General features: G+C 63.1%; 23 protein-coding genes. 15 read left to right on the top strand and 8 right to left on the bottom strand.

The genetic code is table 11. The features are described 5' to 3' along the window. Positions 1-284: 284 nt before the first annotated feature. Complete coding sequence (locus J5J06_14550; protein ID MCO6438312.1) at positions 285-1,124, top strand: SRPBCC domain-containing protein; 840 nt, start codon at positions 285-287, stop codon at positions 1,122-1,124. 94 nt (positions 1,125-1,218) lie between these two features. Here the strand turns inward: J5J06_14550 and J5J06_14545 are convergent, their stop codons facing one another. Further along, a complete protein-coding gene (locus J5J06_14545; GenBank protein ID MCO6438311.1) occupies positions 1,219-2,817 on the bottom strand; it encodes a clan AA aspartic protease in 1,599 nt (532 codons plus the stop codon). A 163-nt stretch (positions 2,818-2,980) separates the two neighbouring features. Between J5J06_14545 and J5J06_14540 the strand changes: the two genes are divergently transcribed. Continuing rightward, complete coding sequence (locus J5J06_14540; protein ID MCO6438310.1) at positions 2,981-3,721, top strand: methyltransferase domain-containing protein; 741 nt, start codon at positions 2,981-2,983, stop codon at positions 3,719-3,721. Between the two features lie 169 nt (positions 3,722-3,890). On the opposite strand, the gene cls is transcribed toward J5J06_14540, so the two are convergent. The 3 genes from cls to queA are packed head-to-tail and all read right to left on the bottom strand — an operon-like array spanning position 3,891 to position 7,362. Then, positions 3,891-5,327: a cardiolipin synthase gene (gene cls / locus J5J06_14535; protein MCO6438309.1), complete on the bottom strand. Its 1,437-nt coding sequence runs from the start codon at positions 5,325-5,327 to the stop codon at positions 3,891-3,893. A 45-nt stretch (positions 5,328-5,372) separates the two neighbouring features. Then, the gene (locus J5J06_14530) at positions 5,373-6,209 is read right to left on the bottom strand and encodes a sulfite exporter TauE/SafE family protein (GenBank protein MCO6438308.1); all 837 of its coding nucleotides are present in this window, start codon (positions 6,207-6,209) and stop codon (positions 5,373-5,375) included. Between the two features lie 28 nt (positions 6,210-6,237). Next, positions 6,238-7,362 carry a tRNA preQ1(34) S-adenosylmethionine ribosyltransferase-isomerase QueA gene (queA, locus tag J5J06_14525; protein ID MCO6438307.1) on the bottom strand — a complete coding sequence of 375 codons (1,125 nt, stop codon included), beginning with the start codon at positions 7,360-7,362 and terminating at the stop codon, positions 6,238-6,240. A gap of 95 nt (positions 7,363-7,457) precedes the next feature. On the opposite strand from queA, the gene J5J06_14520 reads away from it, so the two are divergent. The 3 genes from J5J06_14520 (at position 7,458) to J5J06_14510 (ending at position 9,717) form a co-directional block, all read left to right on the top strand. Continuing rightward, positions 7,458-8,393, top strand: coding sequence for a hypothetical protein (locus J5J06_14520; GenBank protein MCO6438306.1), 936 nt, complete (start codon positions 7,458-7,460; stop codon positions 8,391-8,393). Positions 8,394-8,585: 192 nt separating this feature from the next. Further along, complete coding sequence (gene trxA, locus J5J06_14515; protein MCO6438305.1) at positions 8,586-8,921, top strand: thioredoxin; 336 nt, start codon at positions 8,586-8,588, stop codon at positions 8,919-8,921. Between the two features lie 241 nt (positions 8,922-9,162). Next, positions 9,163-9,717 carry a hypothetical protein gene (locus J5J06_14510; GenBank protein MCO6438304.1) on the top strand — a complete coding sequence of 185 codons (555 nt, stop codon included), beginning with the start codon at positions 9,163-9,165 and terminating at the stop codon, positions 9,715-9,717. On the opposite strand, the gene J5J06_14505 is transcribed toward J5J06_14510, so the two are convergent. Next, a complete protein-coding gene (locus J5J06_14505) occupies positions 9,714-10,004 on the bottom strand; it encodes a twin-arginine translocase TatA/TatE family subunit (GenBank protein ID MCO6438303.1) in 291 nt (96 codons plus the stop codon). The two genes, J5J06_14510 and J5J06_14505, sit on opposite strands and share 4 nt — an antisense overlap. Before the next feature lie 325 nt (positions 10,005-10,329). On the opposite strand from J5J06_14505, the gene metG reads away from it, so the two are divergent. From metG to rplU, 5 genes are all read left to right on the top strand, one after another. Next, a complete protein-coding gene (gene metG, locus J5J06_14500; protein MCO6438302.1) occupies positions 10,330-12,066 on the top strand; it encodes a methionine--tRNA ligase in 1,737 nt (578 codons plus the stop codon). A 49-nt stretch (positions 12,067-12,115) separates the two neighbouring features. Then, entirely contained in the window at positions 12,116-12,574 is a 459-nt protein-coding gene (locus tag J5J06_14495) for a hypothetical protein (protein ID MCO6438301.1), read from the top strand. Positions 12,575-12,610: 36 nt separating this feature from the next. Beyond that, positions 12,611-14,389, top strand: a complete 1,779-nt coding sequence (locus J5J06_14490) for a carbamoyltransferase (protein MCO6438300.1) — start codon at positions 12,611-12,613, stop codon at positions 14,387-14,389. Positions 14,390-14,446: 57 nt separating this feature from the next. Continuing rightward, positions 14,447-14,605 carry a hypothetical protein gene (locus J5J06_14485; GenBank protein MCO6438299.1) on the top strand — a complete coding sequence of 53 codons (159 nt, stop codon included), beginning with the start codon at positions 14,447-14,449 and terminating at the stop codon, positions 14,603-14,605. 160 nt (positions 14,606-14,765) lie between these two features. Continuing rightward, positions 14,766-15,083: a 50S ribosomal protein L21 gene (rplU, locus tag J5J06_14480; GenBank protein MCO6438298.1), complete on the top strand. Its 318-nt coding sequence runs from the start codon at positions 14,766-14,768 to the stop codon at positions 15,081-15,083. On the opposite strand, the gene J5J06_14475 is transcribed toward rplU, so the two are convergent. The 3 genes from J5J06_14475 to J5J06_14465 form a co-directional block, all read right to left on the bottom strand. Further along, positions 15,058-15,471, bottom strand: coding sequence for a hypothetical protein (locus J5J06_14475; protein ID MCO6438297.1), 414 nt, complete (start codon positions 15,469-15,471; stop codon positions 15,058-15,060). The genes rplU and J5J06_14475 overlap by 26 nt on opposite strands. A 494-nt stretch (positions 15,472-15,965) precedes the next feature. Continuing rightward, the gene (locus tag J5J06_14470) at positions 15,966-18,470 is read right to left on the bottom strand and encodes a cache domain-containing protein (GenBank protein MCO6438296.1); all 2,505 of its coding nucleotides are present in this window, start codon (positions 18,468-18,470) and stop codon (positions 15,966-15,968) included. Between the two features lie 238 nt (positions 18,471-18,708). Further along, positions 18,709-20,805, bottom strand: coding sequence for a chemotaxis protein (locus J5J06_14465; GenBank protein MCO6438295.1), 2,097 nt, complete (start codon positions 20,803-20,805; stop codon positions 18,709-18,711). Positions 20,806-21,287: 482 nt separating this feature from the next. On the opposite strand from J5J06_14465, the gene J5J06_14460 reads away from it, so the two are divergent. The 5 genes from J5J06_14460 (at position 21,288) to J5J06_14440 (ending at position 25,818) form a co-directional block, all read left to right on the top strand. Continuing rightward, complete coding sequence (locus J5J06_14460; GenBank protein ID MCO6438294.1) at positions 21,288-22,631, top strand: carbohydrate porin; 1,344 nt, start codon at positions 21,288-21,290, stop codon at positions 22,629-22,631. Positions 22,632-22,802: 171 nt separating this feature from the next. After that, positions 22,803-24,254 (top strand): carbohydrate porin, encoded by a 1,452-nt coding sequence (locus J5J06_14455; GenBank protein ID MCO6438293.1) that lies wholly within the window; start codon positions 22,803-22,805, stop codon positions 24,252-24,254. A 113-nt stretch (positions 24,255-24,367) separates the two neighbouring features. Continuing rightward, a complete protein-coding gene (locus tag J5J06_14450; GenBank protein MCO6438292.1) occupies positions 24,368-24,577 on the top strand; it encodes a hypothetical protein in 210 nt (69 codons plus the stop codon). Between the two features lie 242 nt (positions 24,578-24,819). Beyond that, positions 24,820-25,422 carry a M48 family metallopeptidase gene (locus J5J06_14445; protein MCO6438291.1) on the top strand — a complete coding sequence of 201 codons (603 nt, stop codon included), beginning with the start codon at positions 24,820-24,822 and terminating at the stop codon, positions 25,420-25,422. Positions 25,423-25,647: 225 nt separating this feature from the next. Then, a complete protein-coding gene (locus tag J5J06_14440) occupies positions 25,648-25,818 on the top strand; it encodes a hypothetical protein (GenBank protein ID MCO6438290.1) in 171 nt (56 codons plus the stop codon). Positions 25,819-25,946 lie beyond the last annotated feature (128 nt).

Here is a 25,946-nt window from a genome sequence, read left to right as displayed (position 1 = left end):
CGGAAGGAGCGGTTCGTCCGCCCGCTGGGCGGAAGGGAGGAGGCACGGAGCCACGAAGCCACGGAGGCACGGAGGCACGGAGGCACGAAGGCACGGAGGAAGAGGACGGCACCCGTTGAAGAGGAGCGTCGGGGGACGTGACCCACGGTGACGAGAAGAGGTGCGTCGGGGACGCACCCTACGAAGATAGTCCGCACGGCGGACCCAACGCGGAAGAAGAGGTGCGTCGAGAGGCGCCGTGCCGTTGACGAGGCGATTCTTAAATCAACCAGGGGGTGAACCTGATGTCGTCGAGTAACCGTGCGTTTGAGATGAAGGTCGAGATTGATGCGTCGGCCGAGGACGTGTGGAAGGCGCTGACCGATGCGAAGGAACTGGCGCGCTGGTTTCCGCTCGAAGCCCAAGTGAAGCCGGGGCTCAATGGCTCGATCTTTCTCTCGTGGGGGCCGAACTGCCAGGGAACCGGGGAGATCACCGCGTGGGATCCGCCGCGACACTTCCAGTGGACGGAGCCATCGCACCACTTCGAGTGGACGGAGTCGTTGCCTCCCGGTGAGGGAGGCAAGGTGGTGCCGGTGTGCGTGAATTTCTACGTCGAAGGCCGCGGCGGGCAGACGTCGGTTCGGCTGGTTCACTCCGGAATCGGTGCTTCGGAGAAGTGGGACGCCTACCTGGATTCGATCACGCGCGGGTGGAAGTTCGAGCTGCGCGGCCTGCGGCATTACCTGGAACACCATCGCGGAAAGGACCGCGACGTGATCTGGATTCAGCGGCGGGTGCGCGGGGAGGCGAGCGAGATTGCCGCGAAGGTGATCGGGCCACAAGGCGGCATTCTACGGGGAGAGGTGTCGGGGCTGGGGGAAGGTGACCGGTACCGGCTGTCGGCTCCCGATGACGCGTCGATCGTGTTTGAGGGCGAAGTGCGGGTGAACGGTCTGCCGCGGTCGTTCTGCGCGACGGTGGAGAACCTCAACAACGCGTATCTGCGGTTCGAGGTCGAGGGCGGCGGGGATGAGAATGAGGTCTGGCTTTGGTTGTCGACGTACGGCGTGGATGCGGCGACGCGAAGCGCCATCGAGCGAGCGTGGCGATCGCGGATTGAGGAGTTGATGCCTGAGGAGTGAGTTGAAGAGGTGCGTCGGGGGACATACCCGACGATCAAGAGAAGAGGTGCATCGAGATGCACCCTACTGGAAGTTCCTGCGGCCTGATCCCCGACTACAGGCCGCAGGAACTGTCCGCGATGCCGTTGCCGCTGTAGCAGCGCATGAAGGCGGCCGCTTCCTTCAGATCGAGATCGCCGTCGCCGTCGCCGTCGGTGTGGAAGCAATCCGGACTGAGGGCGACGCCGGGCCCGCCCATGCAGAAGTTGAAGAGTTCGTAGTCGTCCTCGGCAACGTGCTTGCTGAGGTTGAAGTCCCCGTAGGCGAAGGGGATGGGGTCGGAAACGAGGAGGAAGCCGCCCGAAATCTGGGGGACCGGCGGGTCCGGCGCCAACATGACATTCCGATTCGCAAAGAAGTTCATGCCGAGAATACCGTCAATGTCAACACCGCCCGGCCCTACATCAATGTCGAGAACGATGAACGGGGCCTGCGAAAACTCAAGCGCACCGCCCAGGGCGTTGATTCTCACGTAGTCGAGGAAGTAGGCGGGGATGTTCGTGGCCAGGCCACCGATTCCACACACGTCGACGGTGAAGTCAGGCGTAAAAGGCAGGCTGAGTTGGGCTGCGAAGTTGCGCGTAATGACCGAGCTTTGTGCGCCCGTATCCACCAGTACTTTCATGGGGCGAGCAGGGTTATCCGGGGTGGACGGTCCCTCTCGTACGAGCAATTCCAAGTAGAAGCCACCTCCGGCCGGGAGAGACAAAGCAGTTGGGGACAAGAACGTCGGGGTAAAGGGGATCGCGTCTTCATCGAACGGATCGGGAAAGTAACTCGCGGTTGTAATGAACAGGCCGATGGCGCTCTCAAGGTCCAGCCCAATTTCGCGCGTAAACTCATATTCAGGCGACGGCGGTGGATCAAAGATGTCGAAAATGTGCACGTCAGGGCTTGTATAGGTCTCGCCTGCCACCGTGACGGAGCGCGGTGACTCCACAAGAATGGCGGTATTATAGAAGGCAATAAATGGCATGCCGATTAAGGCGCTTACAAGCTCTCCGAACCCGCAATCAATCGGCGGGGCGGCTAATCCGCAGACGTTTGAGTGACCTACCAACGCAGTAGTATCCAGAGTGTCGGGTGCGGTTACGGCGGAGAGCCCAGCGGCAAAAAACCCGATGGGCATAGTGACGTATCCGACATCGGTCCCACTTATGCCTGTCAGGTCAATAGGATTGGAGGTAAGGTTCTCGCCGGTGAGTCCCAAGCGCTGGGCCGCGCTCCCGGCAACAATCGTCCCGTCCGCCCCACTGTCGAGATAACCCACGACGAATTGCGGATAGGCGAACGGGTTAAGCGAATTCCCGACGTAGCTGGACTCCAGCTGGTGGCCGTATTCGTCGGCTCCGACGGGCATGCGAGCGTCGGAGGTCGCGACGGCCACGAGCGGAGAGAATCCGGCGAGGCGGGGTTGGGGATGCGGCAGGGGCGTGGCGAGGGGGCTTGACCCGGCCAGCGGCGACTTCTGCGGATCCCAGTGAATGCCGACGATGGTCTGCTTCCCGCCGAGGCGGATGTTCACGTCACGAGATTTCGAAGGCGCGTCGGCGGCAAATGCGGCGGCGCCGGGCAGACACAGCGCGGCCGTGGCGATCGCCGATGCGATGCTGCGGCGGACTCTATTGTCGAAACTGCGGATTGCGACCCGCATGATGCTCCCTCCCGGTTGCGGCGGGCGCGAGGCGCGGCCGAGGGGCGCTCGCGACCGTGTTATTGTAGGGCTGGACCAAGCGTCCCGTCCGGGTTATCGCTCTATTTGCGTTTTGGGGCGGGTTTCAAGGGCTAATTCGATTCTCATTGAAAAGTGAACGCTCATGCTTGGATCGATGACATTTCGGGGCGGGGTCTGGGTGATACCGGCGATGCTGGTGGCGGTGGTGGTGGCCGGAGGGTGCGCCTCGGCGGATCGGGGTACGGCTGCGGCGAAGGAGGCGAGTGTTTGGCCGGGGATCAATGATCCGTACTTCGAGGACCCGAGCGTGGAGACATGGGCGCAGCGGTTCGAGGTGGAATCGCGGGAGGTGTACGTCCAGCGTGGGGCGATCGTGGCGGCGATGGGGCTCAAGCCGGGGATGGAGGTGGCGGACATCGGGGCGGGGACGGGGGTGTTTACGTGGATACTGGCCGAGGAGGTGGGAACGACGGGGCGGGTTTATGCGGTGGACATCATTCCGGAGTTCGTGAAGCACGTGGGCAAGGAGGCCGGTCATCGCGGCATGCCGCAGGTGCAGGGCGTGCTTTGCAGCGATGACGACGTGGAGCTTGCGCCGGGGACCATCGACGCGGCGCTGATCGTGGATACGTACCATCACTTCGAGCATCCGTTGTCGACGATGCGTTCGCTGCATCGGGCGCTGCGTCCCGGGGGCGAGGTGACGGTGGTGGACTTCCGGCGGGTCGAGGGGGAGAGTCGGGCGTGGGTGATGGAGCACGTTCGCGCGGGGCGGGAGACGGTGATCGCAGAGATCGAGTCGGCGGGGTTCACATGCATTGATGACGGGTCGAAGTCGGGGTTTCTCGAGGAGAACTACCTGATCCGGTTTCGGAGGGAGTAGAGGGATTTCGGCATTCGCCGGAAGGAAGAGGCCGGGTGGGCAAGCTGTTGGTGCATCGAGATGCGGCCTACCGGCTCGAGAGCAGTGGCACACCGCAAAGCCGAAGAGCATGCCCACGAGGCGTGGGCATGGCACCCGAGGAAAAGGTGCATCGAGATGCGGCCTGCCGCTAGAGCTGGGGTGACAGGAGCTTGGCAGTCCCGTCGCGAAGGCGCTTCCACATGGGGCGGGTGTCCATTTCCTCGAGGGTTACCTGGTGGCATTTCGCGGCGTCCTCGTCGAGCCAGGCGGCCATCTGGCGGGCTAATTCCACGTCATAGGCTTCCACGTTGAATTCGAAGTTGAGTCGGAAGCTGCGGCGGTCGAGGTTGGCCGAGCCGAGCAGGACCCAGCGTTCATCGACGACCATGAGCTTGGTGTGGACGAAGGGCGGGGGGCGGAGGTAGACGCGGATGCCGTGTTCGAGGAGCTGCCAGAGATAGGCGTCGGCGGCCCAGCGCATGAAGATGCGGTCCATGTGGGAGGGGAGCAGGAGGGAGATGTCGACGCCGCGGAGGGCGGCGGTGACGAGGGAGGAGACGAGGGAGGAGGTGGGGACGAAGTAGGGGGTGGTGATACGCACGCTGGAGCGGGCTGCGGCGAGGGCGGATTCGAGGAGGAGGTGGATGATCTGGAAGTCCTCGTCGGGACCGCTGGAGATGCCGCGGCAGAGGGCGGGGCCGGCGTTGGGGAGGGCGTTGAAGTAGCCGTCGCCTTCGAGCGTTGTGCCGGTGGCGGTGGCCCAGTCCTCGATGAAGGCGTGTTGCAGCTCGGCGACGATGGGTCCGGTGAGGCGGAAGTGGAGGTCGTGGACGCGGCGGGGATCGCTGCGGTGGGCGAGGTGGCGCTTGGAGATGTTCATGCCGCCGGTGAAGCCGGTGCGGCCGTCGACGACGAGAATCTTGCGGTGGTTGCGGAGGTTCAGTCGGAGGCGTCCGAGGGGGAAGCGGAGGGGGTAGAAGGCGGCGACCTCGGCGCCGGATTTTTTCAGGCGGCGTCCCATGCGGGAGAAGACGCCGAGTGCGCCGATGCCGTCGATGAGCACGTGAACGCGGACGCCGCGATGAGCGGCTTGGTCGAGGGCGTCGGCGAATTCGTGCCCGACCTCGTCCCAATCGAAGATGTAGCTGGTGAGGGTGATGGTCTGCTCGGCGGAGGCGATGGCCTCGAGCATGGCGGGGTAGGCCTGTTCGCCGTCGAAGAGGGGTTCGATGCGGTTGCCGGGTACGAGGGGAAGGCGGGTGATGCGATCGGAGGCAAGGCGAAGGCCGTCGAGATGGGCGACGCTGTCGAAATAGACGTCCTCGTCGCGATCGTATTTGGCGGTATTCTCAAAAAAGAAGGGACGGTCACGACGGCCGAGATGCTTGAGGGCTTTGCGCTCGACACGATTGATGCCCACGACCCAGTAGAACCAGGGACCGACGATGGGAAAGGTGAAGCTCAGCAGCACCCAGATGAGGGCGCTGCGGGAGTCGCGCTTGAAGACGACGGCGTGGCCTGCCGCCCAGAGGCCGAGCGTCAGCCAGGCGATGGTGAAGATCCAGTAGCGCAATTCCTCGGACATCGGGAGGGGAGTCTACCGGCGCGCCTTCGCGGTGGTCCAGCGCGATCAGCCGGTGGTCGAGATGCCTGACCAGACGACACCGGCGACCATGCGCAGCGCCGCGGCCGCCAGAAGGATGAAGAAAGCGACCTTGACGAACCTGAGCGGCAATCGGTGGGTGAGTCGGGCCCCGAAGAGACTGCCGAGGATGGCGGTGGGAATCAGGACGGCGGCAAGCTGCAATGGAGAAGTCCAGTCGGAGTGATCGGTGGCATAGGCGAGGTTCTTGAGCGTGGCGCCGACGGCGCTGGTGGCGATGATGAGGGCCGCGGAGTTGGCGATGGCGCGGCGCAGCGGGATGCTCAAGAGGCGGCGCTGGAGGGGGACGGCGATGATTCCGCCGCCGACGCCGAGGAGGCCGGCGATCAGACCGGTGGGTACGGCGACGATGGCCGCTTCGCCCCAGCGGATTCGCGGGCGGCTTTCATCGGGTGACCGCGTCGAAATGTCCGCTCGATCGTGGGCGAAGAGGCGCGAGAGTTCGTATGCGGAAACGGCGATGAGGAAGATGCCGAACAGGGCCCGCAGGTATACCTCACGATCGCCTGCGAAGATGGGGAGTTCGCTGAGGAACACGCCGACGACCACGGCCACGAGGGCGGAGGGGACGATCCGCAGCACGGACCATCCGTCGAGCGCTCTTGCTCGTCGATGCTGGTAGACGGCGGGAACGACAACGAAGAAGTTGAGAATCATCGCGGCGGCCTGGTAGCGGTGCTGGTCGGGGCCGAGCACGAAGGTCAGCGCCGGAATGGCCACGATGCTGCCGCCCACGCCGAGCATGCCTCCGACCGTTCCGGTCAGGAGGCCGATGAGCATTTCGATGGTCAAGGTCCAGAACAACGAGCTACCTCTGTCGGGTGCATGGGGTTCACAGGATCAGCATGGCATCGCCGTAGCTGAAGAAACGATACGCGTTTTGGATTGCGTGGCGATAGGCTCGCCTGGTGAGCTCCACGCCGGCCAGGGTCATCACGAGGGCCAGGAGTGTGCTGCGCGGCAGGTGGAAGTTCGTCAGGAGCACGTCCACGGCTTTGAAGCGGTAGGGCGGATGAATGAACAGCGCGGTCGAGCCGTGAAGGTCGATCACATCGTCGGATTTCAAAGCCTGTTCCATGGAATCTGCCACGGTTTCCAGCACGCGTGCACTCGTGGTCCCCACAGCCACGACGCGACCGCCACGTGTCCTGCATGCTTGAATCGCCCGCAGCACGTCGGCGGAAATCTCGTAGCGTTCGCTGTGCATCTGGTGCTGTTCGATCCGCGAGGTCGTTAGTGGTTTGAAGGTCCCGACACCGACGTGAAGGGTCACGCACACGGAATCGATGGCGCGGTTGTTCAGCTCGGAGAGAAGCGCCTCGGTGAAGTGCAGCCCGGCGGTGGGTGCGGCGATGGAACCGGGATGGCGGGCGTAGACGGTCTGGTAGCGCGAGCGGTCCATTGCGTCCTGCTCGTCCGGCTCGGTTGAACGGCGGATGTAGGGGGGTAGGGGCGTACCACCGACGCGGGCGAGGGTAATTTCCGGCGGATCGGTGACGTCGAGCTCGACGCGCCAGTGTCCCTCGCCAAGGCGGGCGAGCAGGCGCATGGATGGCGAGGGAGTCACCGCGGAGACGAATTGAAGAACTTCGGCTTCGCGCAGCCGGCCGCCGCCCTGGAGCATGACCCGCCATCGGCCGGGGGCTTCCTCTTCGACGAATAATCCCGGCAGCCGCCCGCCGGTTTGCCGTTTGGTCAGGAATCGGGCCGGCAGAACCCGGCTGTCGTTCAGAACCAGGAGGTCGCCAGGGGAAAGCAGTGCGGGCAGATCGAGGATGGACCGGTCGAGCAGATCGCCGGTATTGCGGTTAACAACGAGGAGGCGGGCGTCCTCGCGACGGGCGGGCGGATGCTGGGCGATGAGTTCGTCGGGCAGGACGTAGTCGAGATCGTCGATGCGAAACGTCTCCGCGGAGGTTGAATCGCCTGAGGGTGATCGCGGAGGCGCGTGGTCCATGATGCGAGGTTGTGGGGGGATGGCGGTCCGGCGTCAAGGGAGGGCTCTCGCGTACGCGTGGTCGATGGTCCGGCGCCATGCTACGATCGGCCGGCATGAAGCGGTGGGTCAACATCCACAGCGGGCCCGTGGCGTGGCTGATTTACGTGCTGGTGCGGTGCGTGATCGCGCTGATGCAGTGCTTTCCGATCGAGTGGAACCTGCATACGGCGCGGCTGCTGGCTCGCTGCTGGGCGGCGATTATGCCCCGCCACCGTGAACGGGCGGTCCAGCACCTTCGCATGGCGTACGGATCGTCTCTTCCGCACGGTGACATCGAACGACTGGCGGATGCGTGCCTGGCGAGCACAACGATGTTCGCCGTCGAGGTGCTGTGTATGCCGCGTCGGATCACGGCCTCGACGTGGGCGCGCTACGTGCGACTGGTGAACTTTGAGGGACTGCTGGAGCAGATTGTCAGCGGGCGGGGGTGCATTCTGGTTACGGGGCACTATGGCTCGTTCGAGTTGCTGGGGCACGTCATGGCGGCGCTGGGGTTGCCAGTGACGGCGGTGATGCGTCCGCTGGACAACAAGTATCTGAACGGTTGGCTGGTGCGGACGCGGCGGCTGCGCGGGCTGGAACTTCTCGACAAGAAGGGCGCGGCGTTGCGCTCGCGGACGGTTCTCGAAAACGGGGGGATGATCGGATTCATCGGGGACCAGGACGCGGGGCGCAAGGGGGTGTTCGTGGATTTCTTCGGGCACGCGGCGTCGACCTACAAGTCGATCGGGCTGCTGGCGATGGCGACGCGCCGCCCGGTGGCGATCGGATGCGCCCGTCGCGTGGGGTGGAAGGCGCAGTACGACTTCGTGGTGCAGCGGGTGATCATGCCGGAGGAGTGGGAGGCGCAGGATGATCCGCTCCGGTGGATCACGCAGGCGTACACGGCCGGTATCGAGCAGTTCGTTCGTGAGGCGCCGGGGCAGTATCTGTGGATCCACCGCCGATGGAAGACGCGTCCGAAAGCGGAACGAAGCGGGCGGAATTGACCATTTTTCCGCACGAATCTAGAATCCGACCCTGCTGCGGGGCTGGGGGCCACGGGTTGCGGCGGCGCGATTCTGCAACCCATGGTGGTGACGCAGCATCAGAGAGGACGAGTTTCGAGAAGATTTGTCTGTCCCATTTCCGGGGCGCAAAAGGCTTTGTGAACCGACAACCGAAAGGTGGAAAGGTGGCCAATGGCTGGCGGAAACACGCTTCAATTCACCGATCAGAATTTCGAAACCGACGTACTGCAGAGTGAGGCGCCCGTGTTGGTGGATTTCTGGGCGGAGTGGTGCGGGCCCTGCAAAGCGCTGGGTCCGGTCATTGACGAGCTTGCCAACGACTACGAAGGCAAAGTGAAGGTCGGCAAAGTGAACACGGATGAGAACTCGGGGCTGTCGCTGCGCTACTCGGTCAGCGCGATTCCGACGGTGATTCTCTTCCATAAAGGCGAAATCGTGGATCGGTTCGTCGGCCTGAGGAGCAAGAAGGATTTCAAGACCCTGCTGGACCGGGTCGTGTCCGTCTAGGCGGGGATTCAACGGCAGGTTGAGGAATTCGTGTCGAGACATGCGGATCCGCGGGCCCTGGGGCTTGCGGGTCCGTTTTGTTTTAGGGTGCCTTCCGCGGGCGGGAGGGGTGAATCCACGTGTCCCGATAACGGCCGTGACATGTTTTTGCTTTCGCGCTTAGAATGTTCCTGGCAGGGAGGGCGGTCCGGGGACGTTGCCGCCGCTCAGCGAGGGGAAGGCCGTGTCACGCGGATCCATTATGGTTGAGCATCAGAGCAACACGCTGCGCGATCTCGTCCGGCACGTGGGTCGCTACCCGGAAGAGGCGTACCACTTCGTTCGGGAGGGTCTGGGCTTTGCGGCCGAGCGCACCCACGGCGAGGAGACGGAAGCCCATCGCCTGCTTCAACATTATCTTGTCGTTCACCAGTTGGATTGGAACGATCTGATCGCCCAATATCACGCGGGTCAGCTTCCCGAGGGGGTGGTCGGTGCCATCGACGCGGCGGGAGGCTGCGAGAAGCTCAATCGCCATGTCAGCGGGCGGGAGCTCTGTTGGGGGCTTCGCGACTTCGCCGTTCTGCGCTGGGGGATGATGGCCCGCTCAGTGCTGGAATCGTGGAACATTCGCGGGACGAAGGACTTCGGGCGCATCGTCTTCGGGTTCATCGAATTCGACATGATGCAGAAGCAGGATTGCGACCGGATCGAGGACTTCGACAGCGTATTCGAATTCGGCGAGGCCTTCGATCAGGCGATCTGCCTGGACAAGCCGAATCTCGGGCCTGACGAGGGCGAACCGGAGGAGTCCTAATCGCGATCGGAGCGGTCCGTGGGGGTAGCCGCGGCGTGGCTGTGCTCGTGTTCGTCCCGGGGGCGGTCGCTGCGCCGATCATCCGGCAGTTGCTCGACGCCACGGGATCGGGAGGATGACGAATCGGGACGCTTGGACTCCGTGTCGATGTCGTCCTGGACGTCGCGGATGCCGCGCTTGAATTCCACGATGCTCTTGCCGACGGAGCGGGCCACTTCAGGGAGGCGGCGGCCGAAGAGCAGCAGCGCCACGATGCCGATGATGATCCACTCCGAGCCTCCGGGCATCCACACCGCAAGTTCAGGGCAAACGTTCATGACAGTCCGGCCTTACCATTGACGGTGAAGTGAACGTTACGGCCGCCCGTCAAACGGCCGATCGGCGATTTCAGCACTCCCTGTCGGGATCGAACGCCGAGGCGTGATCACCCATCCTGGTCGAAGATTATAGCTCCGTGTCGATTGATACGTCAAAAGACGCTGTATTATCGTCACTTGCAGGGGAGCACTTGGGCCGGTTTCCTTGTCACGCGCCGATCGAAGGTTACAATCCGCCCCGTTCGCAACTGGTTGGGCGCGATCCGCCGCGCTACGTTACTTCCGAAAGGTCATCATGGCGCAACGTCGATTTCTGGTCACGGCCGCGCTTCCCTATTCCAACGGGCGGCTGCACGTAGGGCACATCGCCGGTGCCTATCTTCCGGCGGATACCTACGTCCGATATCTCCGCGCCACGGGTGCGGACGTTCGGTTCATCTGCGGCTCGGACGACAACGGCGTGGCAGCACTGAAAACGGCGCGCGAGGAAGGTCGGCCGGTGGAGGAGCTCACGGCGGACTACAATCGGCGCCAGCTTGCGGACTTCACGGGGCTGGGCATCGAGTTCGACATCTATGGAGGAACGCACCAGCCGGACTACGTTCGCACGCACGAGCAGATCAGCCAGGATTTCTTCCTGAAGATCCACGCCAAGGGGCTGTTTACCAAGCGGTCGGTCAAGCAGTTGTACGATGAGGAGGCGCGGCAATTTCTGCCGGACCGCTTCGTGCGCGGCGAGTGTCCGCACTGCGGGTCGGACAAGGCGTTCGGTGACCAGTGCGAGGGGTGCGGGCGATCGCTGGACCAGATCAGTCTTATCAACCCCGTCAGCGTGATGTCGGGAACGAAGCCGGAGCTGCGCGAGACGATTCACTGGTACCTGCAACTCGACCGCTTGCAGCATCGGTTGTCGGAGTGGCTCTCCGGAAAGCGCGATAGCGCGGGCGGCGTCCCGTGGCGGCCGACGGTGCTGAACCAGTCGCTGGGGCGGATCGAGGCGGAGGGTCTGCCTGAGCGGGCGATGACCCGCGATCTGGAATGGGGCGTACCGGTCCCGCTGGACGACCCCGACGCCAAAGGGAAGTCGTTATACGTCTGGTTTGACGCGCCGATCGGCTATGTCTCATTCACGGCTGCGCTGTGTGAGCGACAGGGCGAGGGGGCGGAGGCGGCCGATCGCTGGTGGAAGGACCCGGACTGCAAGGTGGTTCATTTCATCGGCGAGGACAATATCGTCTTTCACGCCATTACCTGGCCGGCGATGCTGCTGGCGACGCACGATTCGGACAGTCTCCAGGGCGAGCGGGGGGAGTATCAGCTTCCGTACAACGTGGTGTCCAACTCGTTTCTGAACATCAAGTTTCCGGGGCGGGACGAGGAGAAGATCAGCAAGAGCCGAGGGACGGCGGTGTGGATCGAGGACTACCTGCGGGAGTTTGATCCCGACCCGCTGCGCTACTACCTGACGGCCGTGGCTCCCGAGACGGCGCGGACGGCGTTTGACTTTGAGGATTTTCTGGCCCGCAACAACGGGGAGCTGCTCAACGCGCTGGGTAATTTTTTCAATCGCACGATCACCTTCGCCCACAAGTATTTCGAGGGGAAAGTGCCAGACGCGGGGCAGCGGTCAAGCGAGGACGTGGCGCAGTGGGAACGTTGCGGCGCCGCGGTGGAGCGCACGGGGCAGGAGCTGGAGTCGTTCCACTTCAAGGCGGCGCTGGGTGAGGTGATGTCGCTGGCTCGCGCGGGGAACGCATATTTCGACCTGACCAAGCCGTTTCAGTCGCGCAAGACGGACATGGCGGCCTGCGGGCGGGCGATCAACATCTGCCTGCAAACGGCGCGAACGCTGACGACGCTCATGGCGCCGTTCCTTCCGGCGACGGCCGAGAAGTGCAACGGGATGCTGCGGATTCCGGGCGACTATCGTCGGTGGGTCTCGGCGACCGATGAAATTCCGGGCGGCCATGCCCTGGGCGAGGCGCAGATCCTGGTCCGCAAGCTCGAGCCCGAGGAAATCGGGGCCGAGTGATCGGCGGTCCGGGGGGGCCAGGCCGATTCAGGGAAGTTATCTCAGCGACATGAGCACCTTCACGGTCAATCGCCATCCCGGTCCAACGGAGCTACGCAGGTTCGGCTGGGCGATGCTCGGCGGATTCGGCGCCATCGGGCTGATTCTCTGGGTCGTTCCGGGCGTGCGGATAGAGGGTTGGGGCGCGCTGGCGTGGGCCGGTCGCAGTGGACAGCTCGTCGCGCTGGCCCTCTGGTCGCTGGGCATCGTTCTCTGCGTGCTTGGCAACGCTGCGCCGGGTGTTGCCAAACCAATCTATGTTGTGTGGATGTCCGCGGCCGTGGGCATCGGGATCGTGATGTCTACCGTTCTCCTGACGCTGATGTTTTTCGCGCTTCTGCCGATCTTCGCGCTGATCGTTCGCCGCAGTGATCCCATGCGCCGCCGGCTGGAGCCGGGCAGGGCGTCCTATTGGGAATCGTACCCATCCCGGGAGCCGACGCTGGAGCGCATGCGACGGCCTTTCTGACAGCCCGCAAACCGACGCCCACAGCAGAGTGTAACCGTGAATATTCTGGGAATATCCTGCTACTACCACGACTCCGCGGCGGCGCTGGTTCAGGACGGCAAGCTGATCGCGGCGGGCGAGGAAGAGAAGTTCAACCGCAAGAAGCACTACCAGGGTTTCCCGGTTCAGGCCATCGCGTATTGTCTAAAGGCGGGGGGCATCGGCATCGACGAGGTCGATCACATCGGGTTCTACGAGAAGCCGCTGGTCAAGTTCAACCGCATCCTGGAGTGCATCCTGGCGACGTGGCCGCGCAGCTACGCCGCGTGGCTCAAGGCCCTTCCGCTCTGGCTCGGTCATCGCCTGCACATCGGTCGCGAGATTCAGAAGCTGCTCAAGACCGACAAGGACATCCTGTATTGCGAGCATCACCTTTCGCACGCCGCGAGCGCCTTTCTGGTTTCGCCGTTCGAGGAGTCGGCCATTCTGACCGCGGACGGCGTGGGGGAGTGGACCACGACGGCGTGGGGTTTGGGTCGCGGCGCGCAGATGGAGATGATGAGGGAGCTGCGTTTTCCCCATTCGGTGGGACTGCTGTTCAGCGCCATCACGGCCTATCTCGGGTTCCGCGTGAACGACGCCGAATGGAAGGTCATGGGACTGGCCCCGTACGGCAAGCCGAGGTACGTCGACCAGTTCCGCGAGATCGTGGACGTCAAGGAGGACGGCAGCATCCGCCTGAACCTGAAGTACTTCGCCCACACCTACTCGACGACGCGGACGATCAGTGCCGCCTGGGAAGGGCTGTTCGGGCGGCCTGCGCGCGATCCGGAAACCGAGCTCGACGACTTTCACCGCGATGTCGCCCACAGCGGGCAGAAGATCATCGAAGAGATCATGGTCCGCATGGGGAGGCATATTCACCGCGAAACGGGGATGGCGAACATCTGCATCGCGGGCGGCGTGGGGCTCAACTGCGTGGCCAACTGGCGAATACTGAATGAATGCGGGTTCAAGCGAATTTTCGTCCAGCCCGCGGCAGGCGACTCCGGCGGGGCGTTGGGCACCGCTTTCTACATTCACAACACCGTGTTGAATCGGCCGCGGACGTTCTGCATGGAGCACGCCTTCTGGGGTCCGTCGTACTCCGATCGGGAAATCAAGGCGGCGCTGGATCGTCATGACGCGGACTACGATCAGGTTCAAGATGAAGAGGAGTTGTTGTCGCGGACGGCGAGGCTGATTGCCGATGGGAAGGTCGTTGCGTGGTTTCAGGGCCGGTTGGAGTTCGGTCCGAGAGCGCTGGGCGCGCGATCGCTCCTGGCCGATGCGCGCGACAGCAAGATGAAGGATGTTATCAACGCCAAGGTGAAATTCCGCGAGGCATTTCGACCGTTCGCCCCGGCCGTGCTCAAGGAGTTCGCCCACGAATACTTCGATATGCCCGAGGGTATGGACGCGCCGTACATGCTGCTGGTTCCGCCGGTGCGGGCGGACAAGCGGGGGGTGATTCCGGCGGTGACGCACGAGGATGGAACCGGCCGGGTGCAGACGGTGACCGAAAACGAGCACGGATTGTATTACCGGCTGATTCGGAAATATTACGAGTTGACCAGTGTGCCCGTGGTGATCAACACGAGCTTCAACGTGCGCGGCGAGCCGATTGTCTGTACGCCGGATGATGCGTGGCGGACGTTCGTGAACACGGGGATTGACGCGCTGGTAATAGGGGCTTTCATCGTTACGCGGAAGCCGGGCCGGGTGGATTACGATGCGGGTATGCGTCGGAGCGTGGAGCTTGAAACGGGGTCGTTGCTCGATGGTGTTACGCGGTAGATTCTGAGAGGGCTTCCCGGGGAAGTGGGGGAAAGGGGGCAGACAGGGCAGGCGCGTATGGCGAAGCAATCGTTGGTTCGCGAGTTCTTTCTGTTCATCAAGCAGGAAAAGAAGTGGTGGTTGATTCCGCTGCTGGCGGTCCTGCTGCTGGTGGGCGCGTTCCTGGTGTTTGCGTCCTCGTCGCCGTTGGCGCCGTTCCTGTATCCGCTGTTTTAGGGCGGGGCTCCCGGTTGGGGGCTCGCGGACCGGTTCCGGCCTTGACGGCGTCGGGGATCGGGCGCACAATGCCGGGCTCGCTTCGTGGAGGAGCGGAGGCGGGGATCCGGCGCGGGTCCCAACGGGCGGCTTTCAGGGCTGGAATTTCGGAGTTTGTTCCGTGTACGCGATCGTGAGCGACGGTGCCCATCAGTACAAGGTCCACGAGGGCTTGATGTTCGAGGTTCAGCGGAAGGACCTTCCCGAGGGCACGAAGAGCATCGAGTTCGATCGCGTGCTCATGGTCGGGGACGTGGACGGCGGTGCCAAGATTGGGACGCCAACGGTTCCCGGTGCCAAGGTTACGGCGTCGGTTGTCGGCGAGATCAAGGGCGACAAGGTCATCATCCAGAAGTTCCGCCGCCGCAAGGGCTATTCGGTCAAGACCGGCCACCGCCAGCGTTACCTCCAGGTCAAGGTCGACAAGATCGTTTTGTAACGGTCTCTTTCTCCGTGAATTGATCGCCGATCGTCCGGCCGAGTGCTTTGTGCCGGTGCGCAGCGGATGATGCTGATCGCCGCCGGCGGAGCCCGTCTTCCTGCACATTCGCCTTACGACATCCCACCATGGCCAGGTTCGGAGCGCAAGGTCTGGCGCGCACGACGCGGTAGATGCTTTCGTTGCGATCGGCGTCTTTCAGGACAATCAATTCGCCGGGTTTCAGGCGTGCGCTCCGCGCGGTGATGAAGGAAGCACCTCCCGACGAACGGGAATCGAGCCAACCGATCATGTGGATGCGTCGGCCCAGGCGCTTCCAGAACATGCGGCCCGCGGTTGCGATTCGGTCGGCTTGGCGCCGTTCCTTCTGCTGTGTTCCTATCATCATTGTCAGAATCTCCTTTCATCCACGCTTATGGATTCGGCCCACTGCGCGTATGTCGGCAGCGCCGGCCGAGCATGCAAGTGAATAATCAGTCAGGGTAAGTCGGACGGGGCTCGCTCGCGGGCGCCGAAAAATCAGCGTAATTTGGCCTGTGGGCCGCGGATTTACGGGGCGAGGCGCAGGCGATCGGACGCTTCATCGGTGCCGTCCGAAAGCGCAGTATTGCATGCCGGTCACTACCGCCGCAAGGCGATTAATCCTGAATCGCAAAAACATTCCGATACAGGGCGACGCGCTGGATAGAGACTCGCCGGCGATGTGCTGAATGGCAGTGATTGGGAAGTGAGTGGAAACCTTCGACCCGACGCAGCGGGTGCAAGAACCGAGCGGACGAGATGGTTCACGCGCGGGCGCAACCCAAAGCAAAGGCCCGGTTGAGCGACGCGAGATGATTCACGCCGGTCAGCCGGGCCCGGGATTCTCGAGTCAGGACCGAATCAGAAATCCTGGATGTTGCCGTCGCTCATGTCCAGAAAGTTATCGTTTGCGCTTCCGGCTTGCTTCGAAGCCTGGGCGGTTACGGGTGCCGGCGCGTTCCCGCGCTCTCTTGTGCCCGTTGACGACGGCTTGCTCCGGCCGAGCGCACGGCGGCGGACGAGGTTCTTGTCTTTTTGGGAATGCGGTGACCCGGTGTTCGGGGCCTGCTTCTGCAGGGCGTTGCCCCCGACCAGCGTCGCGAGTTCGTTGACCATGGAGCGCACGGCTTCGGCCTGGGCGGCCAGTTCCTCCGCCGCGGAGGCGGATTCCTCGGCGCCCGAGGCGTTCTGCTGGGTGACCTTGTCCATCTGGGAGACGGCGGTGTTGATCTGGTCCACGCCGCGGCTCTGCTCGTCGCTGGCCGTGGCGATGCCGTTGATGAGCTCGGAGACCTTGGCCACGTCGCCGGTGATGGCGCCGAGGGATCTGGTCACCTCATTGGCGACCTGGGTGCCTTCGCGGACGCGGCCGACGGAGTCCTCGATGAGGCTGGTCGTTTCGCGCGCGGCCTGGGCGGCGCGCTGGGCGAGGTTTCGGACCTCGTCGGCGACGACGGCGAAGCCCTTGCCGTGTTCGCCGGCGCGGGCGGCCTCGACGGCGGCGTTGAGGGCGAGGAGGTTGGTCTGGAAGGCGATTTCCTCGATGACCTTGATGATCTTGCTGATCTGGCTCGAGGATTCATCGATGGAGGTCATGGCGGAGTTGAGCTTGCCCATGGTCCGGTCGCCCTCGTCGGCGGCATTACGGGCCTGGGCAGAGAGCTCGTTGGCCTCGCGGGCGCTGGCGGCGTTGGTGCGGGTCATGGCCGCCATCTCCTCGAGGGCGCTGCTGGTTTCCTCGAGGGAGGAGGCCTGCTCGCTGGCGCCCTCGGCAAGCTGCTGGCTGGCGCCGGCCACCTGTCCGGCGGCGTCGTTGACCTGGTCGGCGCCTTCGCGAAGCGCGGTGACGGTGCGCGTCAGGGTGCGGATCAACCCGCGGGCGATGAAGAGGGCGAGGAAGATGCCGATGACGACGGCGGCGACGCCGGTCATCATGATGTAGCGCCCGGTGGACTCCGCGGAAGCGACCAGTGCCTCGTCGGTCTCCGTGTTGGCGTGAATTTCTTCGCGGGCCTTCTTCAGCAAGTCGCGGATGCTCGACAAGGCTGGAGTGGACTTGTGGGTGAAGATTTCGCCTGTTTCCTCCACGGCCCGGACGAGCTGGTCCTCCGCTTCTATGGTGTCGTGAATCTGCGATTTGACATCGTCCAACGCCGGTTTGACGATGTCTTCGTAGACGCGAATGGCCTTGACCAACTGATGCTCGTTCATCAATCTTTCTATATCCACGGCCGCGCGATGCAGGCGCTCGTGCGGTTCGCGGATGGCCTCCATGGCCGTCTTGAACTCCGGAAACGACTGCATCAGTCTTGCAGTGGCGGGGTCACTGAGAAACTTGCCGAACTCGCACCTTGCCGGGTCCATCTGTAACCCGAGTTTGAATTCTGCGTTGTCGGCGAATTGCCTCATGCGGGCCACGGTCTCGTCGTCGGCGTCCTCCACGAAGATGCCGCTGCCCACGATCCATCCCCACGGTGCATAGGCGCGTACGTAAGAGACTTTCTCTGTGGGCTCGTTGGTGGCCGGATGAGGCCAGTAGTAGACGACGAAGCCCTCGTGATCCTTTTCCACCTTTCGGACCATGTTCATGAACAAGGGAGTGCCCTGCGTGTCCGTGATTCCGGTGAGGTCCTGGCCGTCGAGTGCCGAATCGATGGGATGCATGATCATGCGCGGGTGCATGTCGTTCACCCAGACGTAATCGGCGCCGTCTGTGCCGTAGCGCATGGCTTTCAAGGTCGCAAGCGCCCTCTCCTTGCGGACCTCCTCGCTGCCGATGGACTCGTCCTCGGCGATGGCCTCGATAATGGACATCGCCTGGTCCACCGCGTCCTCCCGCCGCTTGGTGTAGCCATTCACTTGGGCTTCGGTGATCAAGGCATGGGTCAGGCCGGCCACCCACTGGATGTGGTCGTCCATTCGATCCGCCAGTATCTGGGCGAGGCCCGGATGCCGCAGTCGATACGTTCGTTCGATTTCAACGGCGGACTCGTGCAGTTGGCGGTGAGGCTCCTCCATGCCGTTCAGAATGGGTGCGAGCGTCGGAAACGACGCGAGCGCTTCCTTTCGGCCCTCACCGTAGAGCCACTTTCCCAAGCCGCATTGATGGTCGTCGGTTTCGAGATGAAGCTCAGAGCTCTCGGCGTTTGTAATGAAGTCGGAAAGTTTGGCCGTCCAGAGCAGGTGATCGATTTCCCGCTGGGCAAGTACGGCATCGAGATGGTTGCCCTTCGTGACGCCCTTCGCATCGTGGAGCAGATGGTCAACGCCGAAGTAGGAGAAGGCCGCCAGTGCTGCCAAGAGCACGAGTACTACCGTGAAGCCCAGGCCGATCCGTTTGCCTATCGTCATGTTCTGAAGGGACATCTGGAGTTTCCTTAGAGAACCGGGGTATTCGGGTTTGTCATGCGGTTGCACACCGGGCGACGGCAGCCGGCCGGTTGCTGTTCGTATCGGAGCGCTCATTGCGGGTCTTTACTACCTCGTTCTTCAGGCACGAGCCCTTGAGCATGGCTGCAAATAAAGAAGCGCGTCGCACGGTGGGGTCGGGGAAACCACCATGCGGCGCGCTTGAGGTCCGAGAAGATCGAACCCGGTTCTGGTGCTAGAACTTGGCCAGCTCCGAATGCTCGCTCATATCCAGGAAGTCCTCACTTTTATCTTTGGGGTTCTCCGTGGCGTGATCGCTGCCCGTCTCCCGGTGCTGCGGTTTCGCGCTGACCTTCGGGTGCAGGCGCGCGGCCAGGGGGTGAATGTGCTTCTTCGGCGCCAGACTCATCGTGGCGTGCCGCGGCCTGCTCATGCCCTGGTCACCCTGCGATCCGCGAACGAGGCCGATCAGCTCGTCGACCAGTGACTTCGTCGAAGCAGCCTGGGCGCTCATTTCCTCGGCGGCCGAGGCGGATTCCTCGGCACCGGAGGCGTTCTGCTGCGTGACCTTGTCCATCTGGGAGACGGCCGTGTTGACCTGGTCGACGCCCTGGGCCTGCTCCTTGGTGGCCTGGGCGATGCCCTTAATGAGCTCGGTGACCTGGGCGACGCCTTCGACGATGTTCTGGATGGCTTCCGTGCCCTCGCGCGACTTGTTCACGGAATTGTCGATCAGGCCGGTGACCTCGCGCGAGGCCTGCGCGGCGCGCTGGGCGAGGTTGCGGACCTCGTCGGCGACGACCGCAAAGCCCTTGCCGTGCTCGCCGGCGCGGGCGGCTTCCACGGCCGCGTTGAGCGCCAGGAGGTTGGTCTGGAAGGAGATTTCCTCGATGACCTTGATGATCTTGCTGATCTGGCCGGAGGAATCGGCGATGGCGGTCATGACGAGGTTGCCGTTGTCGGCGGCGCGGTGAGCCTGCGAGGCGAGATCGTTCGCCCGCTGGGCGTTCTCCGCGTTGGTGCGGGTCATGGCGGCCATTTCCTCGAGGGCGCTGGAGGTTTCCTCGAGCGAGGAGGCCTGTTCGCTGGCGCCTTCGGCGAGCTGCTGGGACGCCGTGGAGACCTGTCCGGCGCCGTCGTTGACCTGCGTGACGCCCTCGGTGAGGCCTTCGATGATGCGGTTGAAGGTGATGGCCGTTTCGCCCAACTCGGCGCGGCTGAAGGACTTGAGGCCCTTGAAGATCTCCTTGAACGGGGCGGTGATCCCACGGGTCAGGACGAGGGCGATGATCACGCTGATGATGGTAGCAATGACCAGGCCGCCGATCATGACCGTCGAGGCCTGCGTCAGATTGTCCTGAGCGCCGTTGGCGATTTCGTCGGTGTGCTCGATGCCCGCCGCAGCAACTTCCTTTGCATGCTTCAAGACTTCCTCACCGGTGGTCGTGCGTTCAACAGCGACTTTTTCAAGCTCCGTCCAATGGGAGAGGAGACTGGTCATAGCGGCTTTGTAGTCGTTGGCGGCCTGTTGTGTGGCGTCGATCCGATCGTGATCGACCTTCATATGGGTAATCTTGCGCAATGCTTCGAACTTCTGATTCATCTGCTCAAAATTCGGAATGGCCTCTTCGATCACCTTGGGATCGCGTTTGGCCTGGGATTTGAAGCAGGCCAGGCGCGTGGCGTTTCCGAGGTCGATGATATCGTTGACGAGCGTGATCTTCTCGAGTCTCTCCAGGAGGACATCCGTTCCCTTGTTTTCAGCGACTTCGGCAGGTGCGGATTCACCGGACTCGGCATGGTGCGTGCCCGATGCGCGAATTTCGGTCATCATGGCCTCGTTCTGGCCGGCCAGGAAGTCGAAACAATTCTTCATGTAAGCCTGGGCCGAGGAGTCAAGGTGCTGGCGGTCGTCTCCGAGTGCTTTGACCTTCTCTTCAGTCTGCTCAACCAGTTCCCGGTACGTCTTGACTCCGTCTCGAAGGTCCTTGACGTCTTGTTTGAGCATCATGAGGTGAGGCGAGTTTTCCGCGAGTTCGCCGGCGACGGTAAGTTGCTTTTCGACTTCGGCCAGAAAGGATTTGCCCTCCTTCAGGAAGCGGTCTTCCTCGGTGAATCCGTATCCGCGGATGTTGTACATGGTCATGAGCGAATTGCGCTCGATCTCATTGGCAACGGCTACTTCGGGAACGTACTCATCGGCGAGCTTGGTGGCGTCGTCCTGGACGCCGTGCATGCTCCACACGGCAAGACCTCCGAGCGCCGAAGACATGACGATCAGAAGGGCGAATCCCCCGATGATCTTCGTACTGAGTGCCATCTTCTTGAACATGGGTTGCCGTCTCCTCAAAGATCGAAATGTGCCGCTCGCTCAGCCGAACCGGCCGTGAATCCGCACGTTTCCTTCCGCCGCGCAAGTCAGCAAATGCCGCCGAGGCCTGAGGTGAAACAGCCCGGAAGTGCGCGGCGGCCTCTTCAACCGCAAGGCGAGGCAGGCCCGGGGAAGATCGTCATCGATCAAGCCCGTCTTCAGCGTGCCTCCGCGGGCCTATCGGCGGGGCTGAACGGGCGCTTTATCTGTATTGGGGGGCGGATTTACCCTCAAGTTAAAGTGGCGACAAAATGGGGCTTTCGGCGCGGTGCCTGTGCGCAACCCGCCTGGGAAATCGAGTCCGCTTGGGCGAGATTTCCGGTCGAAGATCACTCATCCCCTTCGATTAAGTTCCCGAAGAGACACGACACCAGACGTGCATTTTCGCGGCGCCGGCGCCGGCGGCCGGGGATGCAGGAGTCTACACCGACGGATGGCTGACCATGCGACGCACTCGATGGTATTGGGCGCCCGCCGCCATGGGCCTTTTCTTTCCGACGATCGATTCCCGCGCGGATGAACCGCAGCCGGAGAAACCGACCCCGGAATCCGCCGAGGTGACGAAGACCGTGGAGGAGCCGGCGACGTCGGCGGCCGAACCGCCTTACATCTGGCAGGCCGAGACGATCACCGGCGACTGGGGGGGCGCTCGCACGAAGCTCTCAGACGGCGGCGTGGTCATCGAGCTGACCAGCCAGACGCAATTCATGAACAACCTGAAGGGCGGCCTGGAAACGCACAACGGCCACGACTTCGCCGGGACGTACGACCTCAACCTGCTGCTGGACTTCGAGAAGATGTTCTCGCTGAGCGGGGCGGAATTTTTCTTCCGGGCGCACGGCTCGTACGGCGGCGAGGACTCGGATTTCGATGCGGAGAAGATCGGGGGCCTGTTCGCGACCAACAATGATGCCGGTCCGGAAGAGCCGATTTTCGTGGAGAAGTGGTGGTGGCGGCAGCGATTGCTGGATGATCGGATCGAAATCCACATCGGTCGCCTCACAACGGACGACATCTTCGACTTGAACGACGTTACCGGGGGAGAGGACACACAATTCCTGAACGGCGCGCTGGTCATCAACCAGACGATTCCGCATCGCAACGGCCTGGGCGTCACGGCCGGCGTGTGGCCCACAGACTGGTTGAACATCGTCGCGGGCTTCGTGGATGCCGACGCCGGGGCCACGCGGACGGGATTCGACACGGCGTTTCACGGGCCGAATCGGGCGGTGGCGATGGCCGAACTGACTCTGGCGCCGGAGTGGGTCACGACATGCGGCGTATTCACGGGGCATTATCGTTTCGGAACCTGGTATGACCCGTCGCCCAAGGAGCATTTCCGGTGGATTCCCGGCAATGTCGAGGCACCAACCAAGACCGGCGACTTCGGATTTTATTTCGGCGCCGATGAGCGCGTCTCGAGGGAATCGGCGGATCCGGAGGACGAGCAGGGACTCAGCATCGGGGCACGGTACGGTTTTGCCCACGGCTACGTGAACAGCCTGGAGCACTTCTGGTCGATCGGCGCGCACTACGTCGGGCTGATTCCCGATCGTGACAACGACGTCCTGGGATTGGCGGTGGCGCAGGGCCTTCTGTCCAACGACTATGAGCGGTGGGTCGAACCCGAAGCCGGGCAGGAGACCGTCATCGAGACCTACTACGCTATTCACCTGGCACCGTGGTGCGTCTTGACGCCCGACTTTCAGTACGTCGTGGATTCCGGCGGAAAGGACGACGGCGACGATGCATTCGTCTTCGGGCTACGGCTTCGCGTGTTCTTCTGACGCAGCGTCGAAGCACCTGTTCACTAAGGGTTTTCCCGGCGTCAGGCGGCATGTCTAAGGGCCAATCGCGCGGCGCCCGATAATAGAACTGAACTGAGTTGACTGAGATTGATCCGACCGCGGCGAGTGGGAAGTCCGGTTGAAGCACACGTGTTCCTTGCGGGCGAGCAGATGAATCTGAGATGGAACGAGTTGCTGCAACGATGGTGGGTGGCCGGGGTCGCAGGCTGCATGAGTGTGTCGGCGTGGGGGCAGGCCGAACCGAATCCAGCGGCGGGAGATCCTTCGTCGCAGAGCGCGGCGGAAGTTCGAGCGGATGCCTCAACGCCGTCGGCGACGGTGCAGGCGGAACAGCCCAAGTCGGAGGAGACCGGCGGCGCCGAGCCGACGGAGGCTTCGCCCGCGCCTGGCGAATCGAAGTCCGCTCCTGCGTACGACGTCTGGACCGCCAAGCAACTCACCGGTGACTGGGGAGGCGCCCGTACGCAGCTCAAGGAATCGGGAATCGACATTCAGCTGACCAGCCAGACGCAGTTCATGGCGAACATGAAGGGCGGACTGGAAACCGCCAACGGGACGGATTTCGCGGGAACCTACGATCTGACCCTGCTGCTTGACTTCGAAAAGATGAAATGGATCGACGGCGGCACGTTCTTCTTTCGCGCCAAGGGCAGTTACGGCGGTGAAGTCAGCGACTTCGATCGGGAGAAAATCGGCGGGCTATTCCGTACCGACGGCGACGCCGGACCGGAGGAGCCGATCTTCGTGGACAAGTGGTGGTGGCGACAGCGCCTGCTGGACGACCGCATCGAACTGCGCGTCGGACGGCTGGTTACCGCCAAGGATCTCTTCGACGAGAACGCCGCAGCCAACAGCGAAGACATCCAGTTTCTGAACACGGCCCTGGTGACCAATCCCACGATTCCCCACCGCAATGGTCTGGGTCTCTACGCGAGCCTCTGGCCGGTGGACTGGCTGAATCTCCGTGCCGCGGTGGTGGACAACGACGCCCGACCGACACGCACGGGTTTCGATTCGGCCTTCCACGACGAGGCCCGCTTCGCCGCGTACGCGGAACTCGGCCTGGCCCCGAAATGGATTTGCAGGGGCGACATTCTGCCGGGCCATTATCGATTCGGCACGTGGTACGATCCGCGCACCAAGACGGAATATCGCAACACCCTTGGCGGTCTGTTGGCGCGAAGGGTGCAGACCGGCGATTACGGATTCTACTTCGGCTCGGACCAGATGCTCTGGAAGGAGCAGGATGACCCCAAGGACGAGCAGGGACTGTCGGCATTCGCCCGTTACGGATTCGCGCACGAAGACCGCAACCTGTTCGAGCATTTCTGGGCCGTCGGCGCGCAGTATCGCGGGCCCATTCCCGGCCGGGATCGTGACACCGTCGCCTTCGCCGTCGCGCAGGGAATCCTGTCGGACGACCTTCGCCGGGCGACGCGTCCGCGTGCCGACAGCGAGACGGTGTACGAACTGTATTACGCCTATGAATTGGCGCCGTGGTGCGTGCTAACGCCCGACCTCCAGTATGTGGTTAACCCGGGCGGCGACGACAACGACCGGGACGCGTTTGTCTTCGGCCTCCGGCTCCGCGCCAGCTTCTGATGCGAGGAATGCCCGCCGGTTCGCGTGGCTGCTTTTCAATGCTGCGGCGCCGGCAATGGGCTCGATGATGTTCAGGTGATACCGGCTTTCTTGTGGATTCGGGAGAACGTGCGATGGTCAATGTTACAAGAGGTGGCAAGGTGCGACGCGCCATGCTCGCGGTCGCCGTGGCGATGGTGGGCACGACCTTCGCGAGCTGCACGCTCGGCGATCTGCGGAACAACGTGGTCGCGGGAATTCTCGGCTTCGTGGAAGACTACACGGCCGACCTGCTCGGCGAATTCGTGCCGGCACCGGGCGAGTTTGTCGGTACGGCCGATTGACGAAGGAAGCGCTGCGGCGTGACGACCGCGTCGGTCGTCTCACGGAGTGGCTGTATCTCCGTGCGCCACGGGATTCCCTTTTCGGACTCAGGGATATTCCCGGGGCTTGGTCTTTGCGCGCTACCGGTTGCGGAAGGTCGATCCAGCAAAGGGGGATCGTTTCGATATCGTAATCGTTAAGGGTGAAATCCGGCCGTTGGTCTTGCCGGACAGGCCCGCCTGGGGTGCGGGCGCACCCTGGCGTGAAGCGCGTTCTTGCCCTCATCCTCATTGCGGCGGCACTCCCCGTCAACGTCGGTTGCCGCTGCATGTCGGGCCCGATGTCGCACGACACGGCATCGCCGGATCGGGCGGAAGCGCTGGCCGGTTCTCGGGCGGCGCGCAAGGTCGAGGAACGGTTCGGAGGCGTCATCCGTGACGCGTCCTTCGAACACCGCGCGGAACGGATTGCCCAGCGCTTGAGGGAGAGAGCGGTGGATCCGCCACCGCCATGCCGGGTCCGGCTGCTGGATAGTGCCACGCCCAACGCCATTTCACTTCCCGGCGGGCGGATTTACGTTACGCTAGGTCTTTACGAACGACTTCGCAGCGACGCGCTCCTTGCCGCGGTCATCGCTCATGAAATGGCTCATCTTGCCGCGGGCGATCACTTCGCCGAACGGTCCGCCGGGGCGGACGCCGCATTGGCCGTGGAAATCCGCGCGGATGTCCAGGCTGCGCGGTATCTCATTGCGGCAGGTTTTGACGCGGACGCCCTGATCGACCTGCTGGAGATCATCCGTCACGACCAACCCACCTCCTGGGCGGATGCCCGGGTCGCCCGGTTAGCGGCGCTAAGTGGATAATTTCGTCCGCGAACAACGCAAGTCCAGTCGCCTGTGCAAATCGTCCGAAAAAAGACCGTGAGATGTGTTTCTCACCGTTGAAGGTCTCGCTCGCGTATCATCGGGTTTGACCCGTCTGATTCAGGGCGCTACCGTTTCTAGTGAACTAACTTGTCAGAGATACCAGCGATCCAGATTCGGGCCATTCCATGGCGTTGAATCGCTACCTAACCGGAGAGCGCGGCAATGAAGAAGATGGTGACACGCTGCCTGATCGTGGCGATGCTGTTCGGCTCGTCGTTCATCGTTGGATGTCAGTGCGGCCAGGAAGCGCACCCGGAGATGCTGACCGGACAGCAGCAGCAGGTTGAGCATGAGCGGCACGCGAAGGGAATCAGCAGCCACTCCGCCGACTGACGGGAAGCAATACACCATCCCACGGACGAGTCGAGGCGCAAGTCCTCGACCCCCAGGTCAGCAGGCACCAAAGACGCCTGGCCGGGCATCCGGCAATCCTTCAACGCCGCCAAACGAACGCCGCTTCC

The organism is Phycisphaerae bacterium (assembly GCA_024102815.1).
Taxonomy (GTDB): Bacteria; Planctomycetota; Phycisphaerae; order UBA1845; family UBA1845; genus JAGFJJ01.
This window is presented reverse-complemented; position numbering and strand designations above follow the sequence as displayed.

Bases quoted from the DNA above. Each gene is read 5' to 3' on its own strand.
- J5J06_14550 (MCO6438312.1), top strand. From the start codon at position 285: ATGTCGTCGAGTAACCGTGCGTTTGAGATGAAGGTCGAGATTGATGCG.
- J5J06_14545 (MCO6438311.1), bottom strand. From the start codon at position 2,817: ATGCGGGTCGCAATCCGCAGTTTCGACAATAGAGTCCGCCGCAGCATC.
- J5J06_14540 (MCO6438310.1), top strand. From the start codon at position 2,981: ATGCTTGGATCGATGACATTTCGGGGCGGGGTCTGGGTGATACCGGCG.
- cls (MCO6438309.1), bottom strand. From the start codon at position 5,327: ATGTCCGAGGAATTGCGCTACTGGATCTTCACCATCGCCTGGCTGACG.
- queA (MCO6438307.1), bottom strand. From the start codon at position 7,362: ATGGACCACGCGCCTCCGCGATCACCCTCAGGCGATTCAACCTCCGCG.
- J5J06_14520 (MCO6438306.1), top strand. From the start codon at position 7,458: ATGAAGCGGTGGGTCAACATCCACAGCGGGCCCGTGGCGTGGCTGATT.
- trxA (MCO6438305.1), top strand. From the start codon at position 8,586: ATGGCTGGCGGAAACACGCTTCAATTCACCGATCAGAATTTCGAAACC.
- J5J06_14510 (MCO6438304.1), top strand. From the start codon at position 9,163: ATGGTTGAGCATCAGAGCAACACGCTGCGCGATCTCGTCCGGCACGTG.
- J5J06_14505 (MCO6438303.1), bottom strand. From the start codon at position 10,004: ATGCCCGGAGGCTCGGAGTGGATCATCATCGGCATCGTGGCGCTGCTG.
- metG (MCO6438302.1), top strand. From the start codon at position 10,330: ATGGCGCAACGTCGATTTCTGGTCACGGCCGCGCTTCCCTATTCCAAC.
- J5J06_14495 (MCO6438301.1), top strand. From the start codon at position 12,116: ATGAGCACCTTCACGGTCAATCGCCATCCCGGTCCAACGGAGCTACGC.
- J5J06_14485 (MCO6438299.1), top strand. From the start codon at position 14,447: ATGGCGAAGCAATCGTTGGTTCGCGAGTTCTTTCTGTTCATCAAGCAG.
- J5J06_14475 (MCO6438297.1), bottom strand. From the start codon at position 15,471: ATGATGATAGGAACACAGCAGAAGGAACGGCGCCAAGCCGACCGAATC.
- J5J06_14470 (MCO6438296.1), bottom strand. From the start codon at position 18,470: ATGTCCCTTCAGAACATGACGATAGGCAAACGGATCGGCCTGGGCTTC.
- J5J06_14465 (MCO6438295.1), bottom strand. From the start codon at position 20,805: ATGTTCAAGAAGATGGCACTCAGTACGAAGATCATCGGGGGATTCGCC.
- J5J06_14460 (MCO6438294.1), top strand. From the start codon at position 21,288: ATGCGACGCACTCGATGGTATTGGGCGCCCGCCGCCATGGGCCTTTTC.
- J5J06_14455 (MCO6438293.1), top strand. From the start codon at position 22,803: ATGAATCTGAGATGGAACGAGTTGCTGCAACGATGGTGGGTGGCCGGG.
- J5J06_14450 (MCO6438292.1), top strand. From the start codon at position 24,368: ATGGTCAATGTTACAAGAGGTGGCAAGGTGCGACGCGCCATGCTCGCG.
- J5J06_14440 (MCO6438290.1), top strand. From the start codon at position 25,648: ATGAAGAAGATGGTGACACGCTGCCTGATCGTGGCGATGCTGTTCGGC.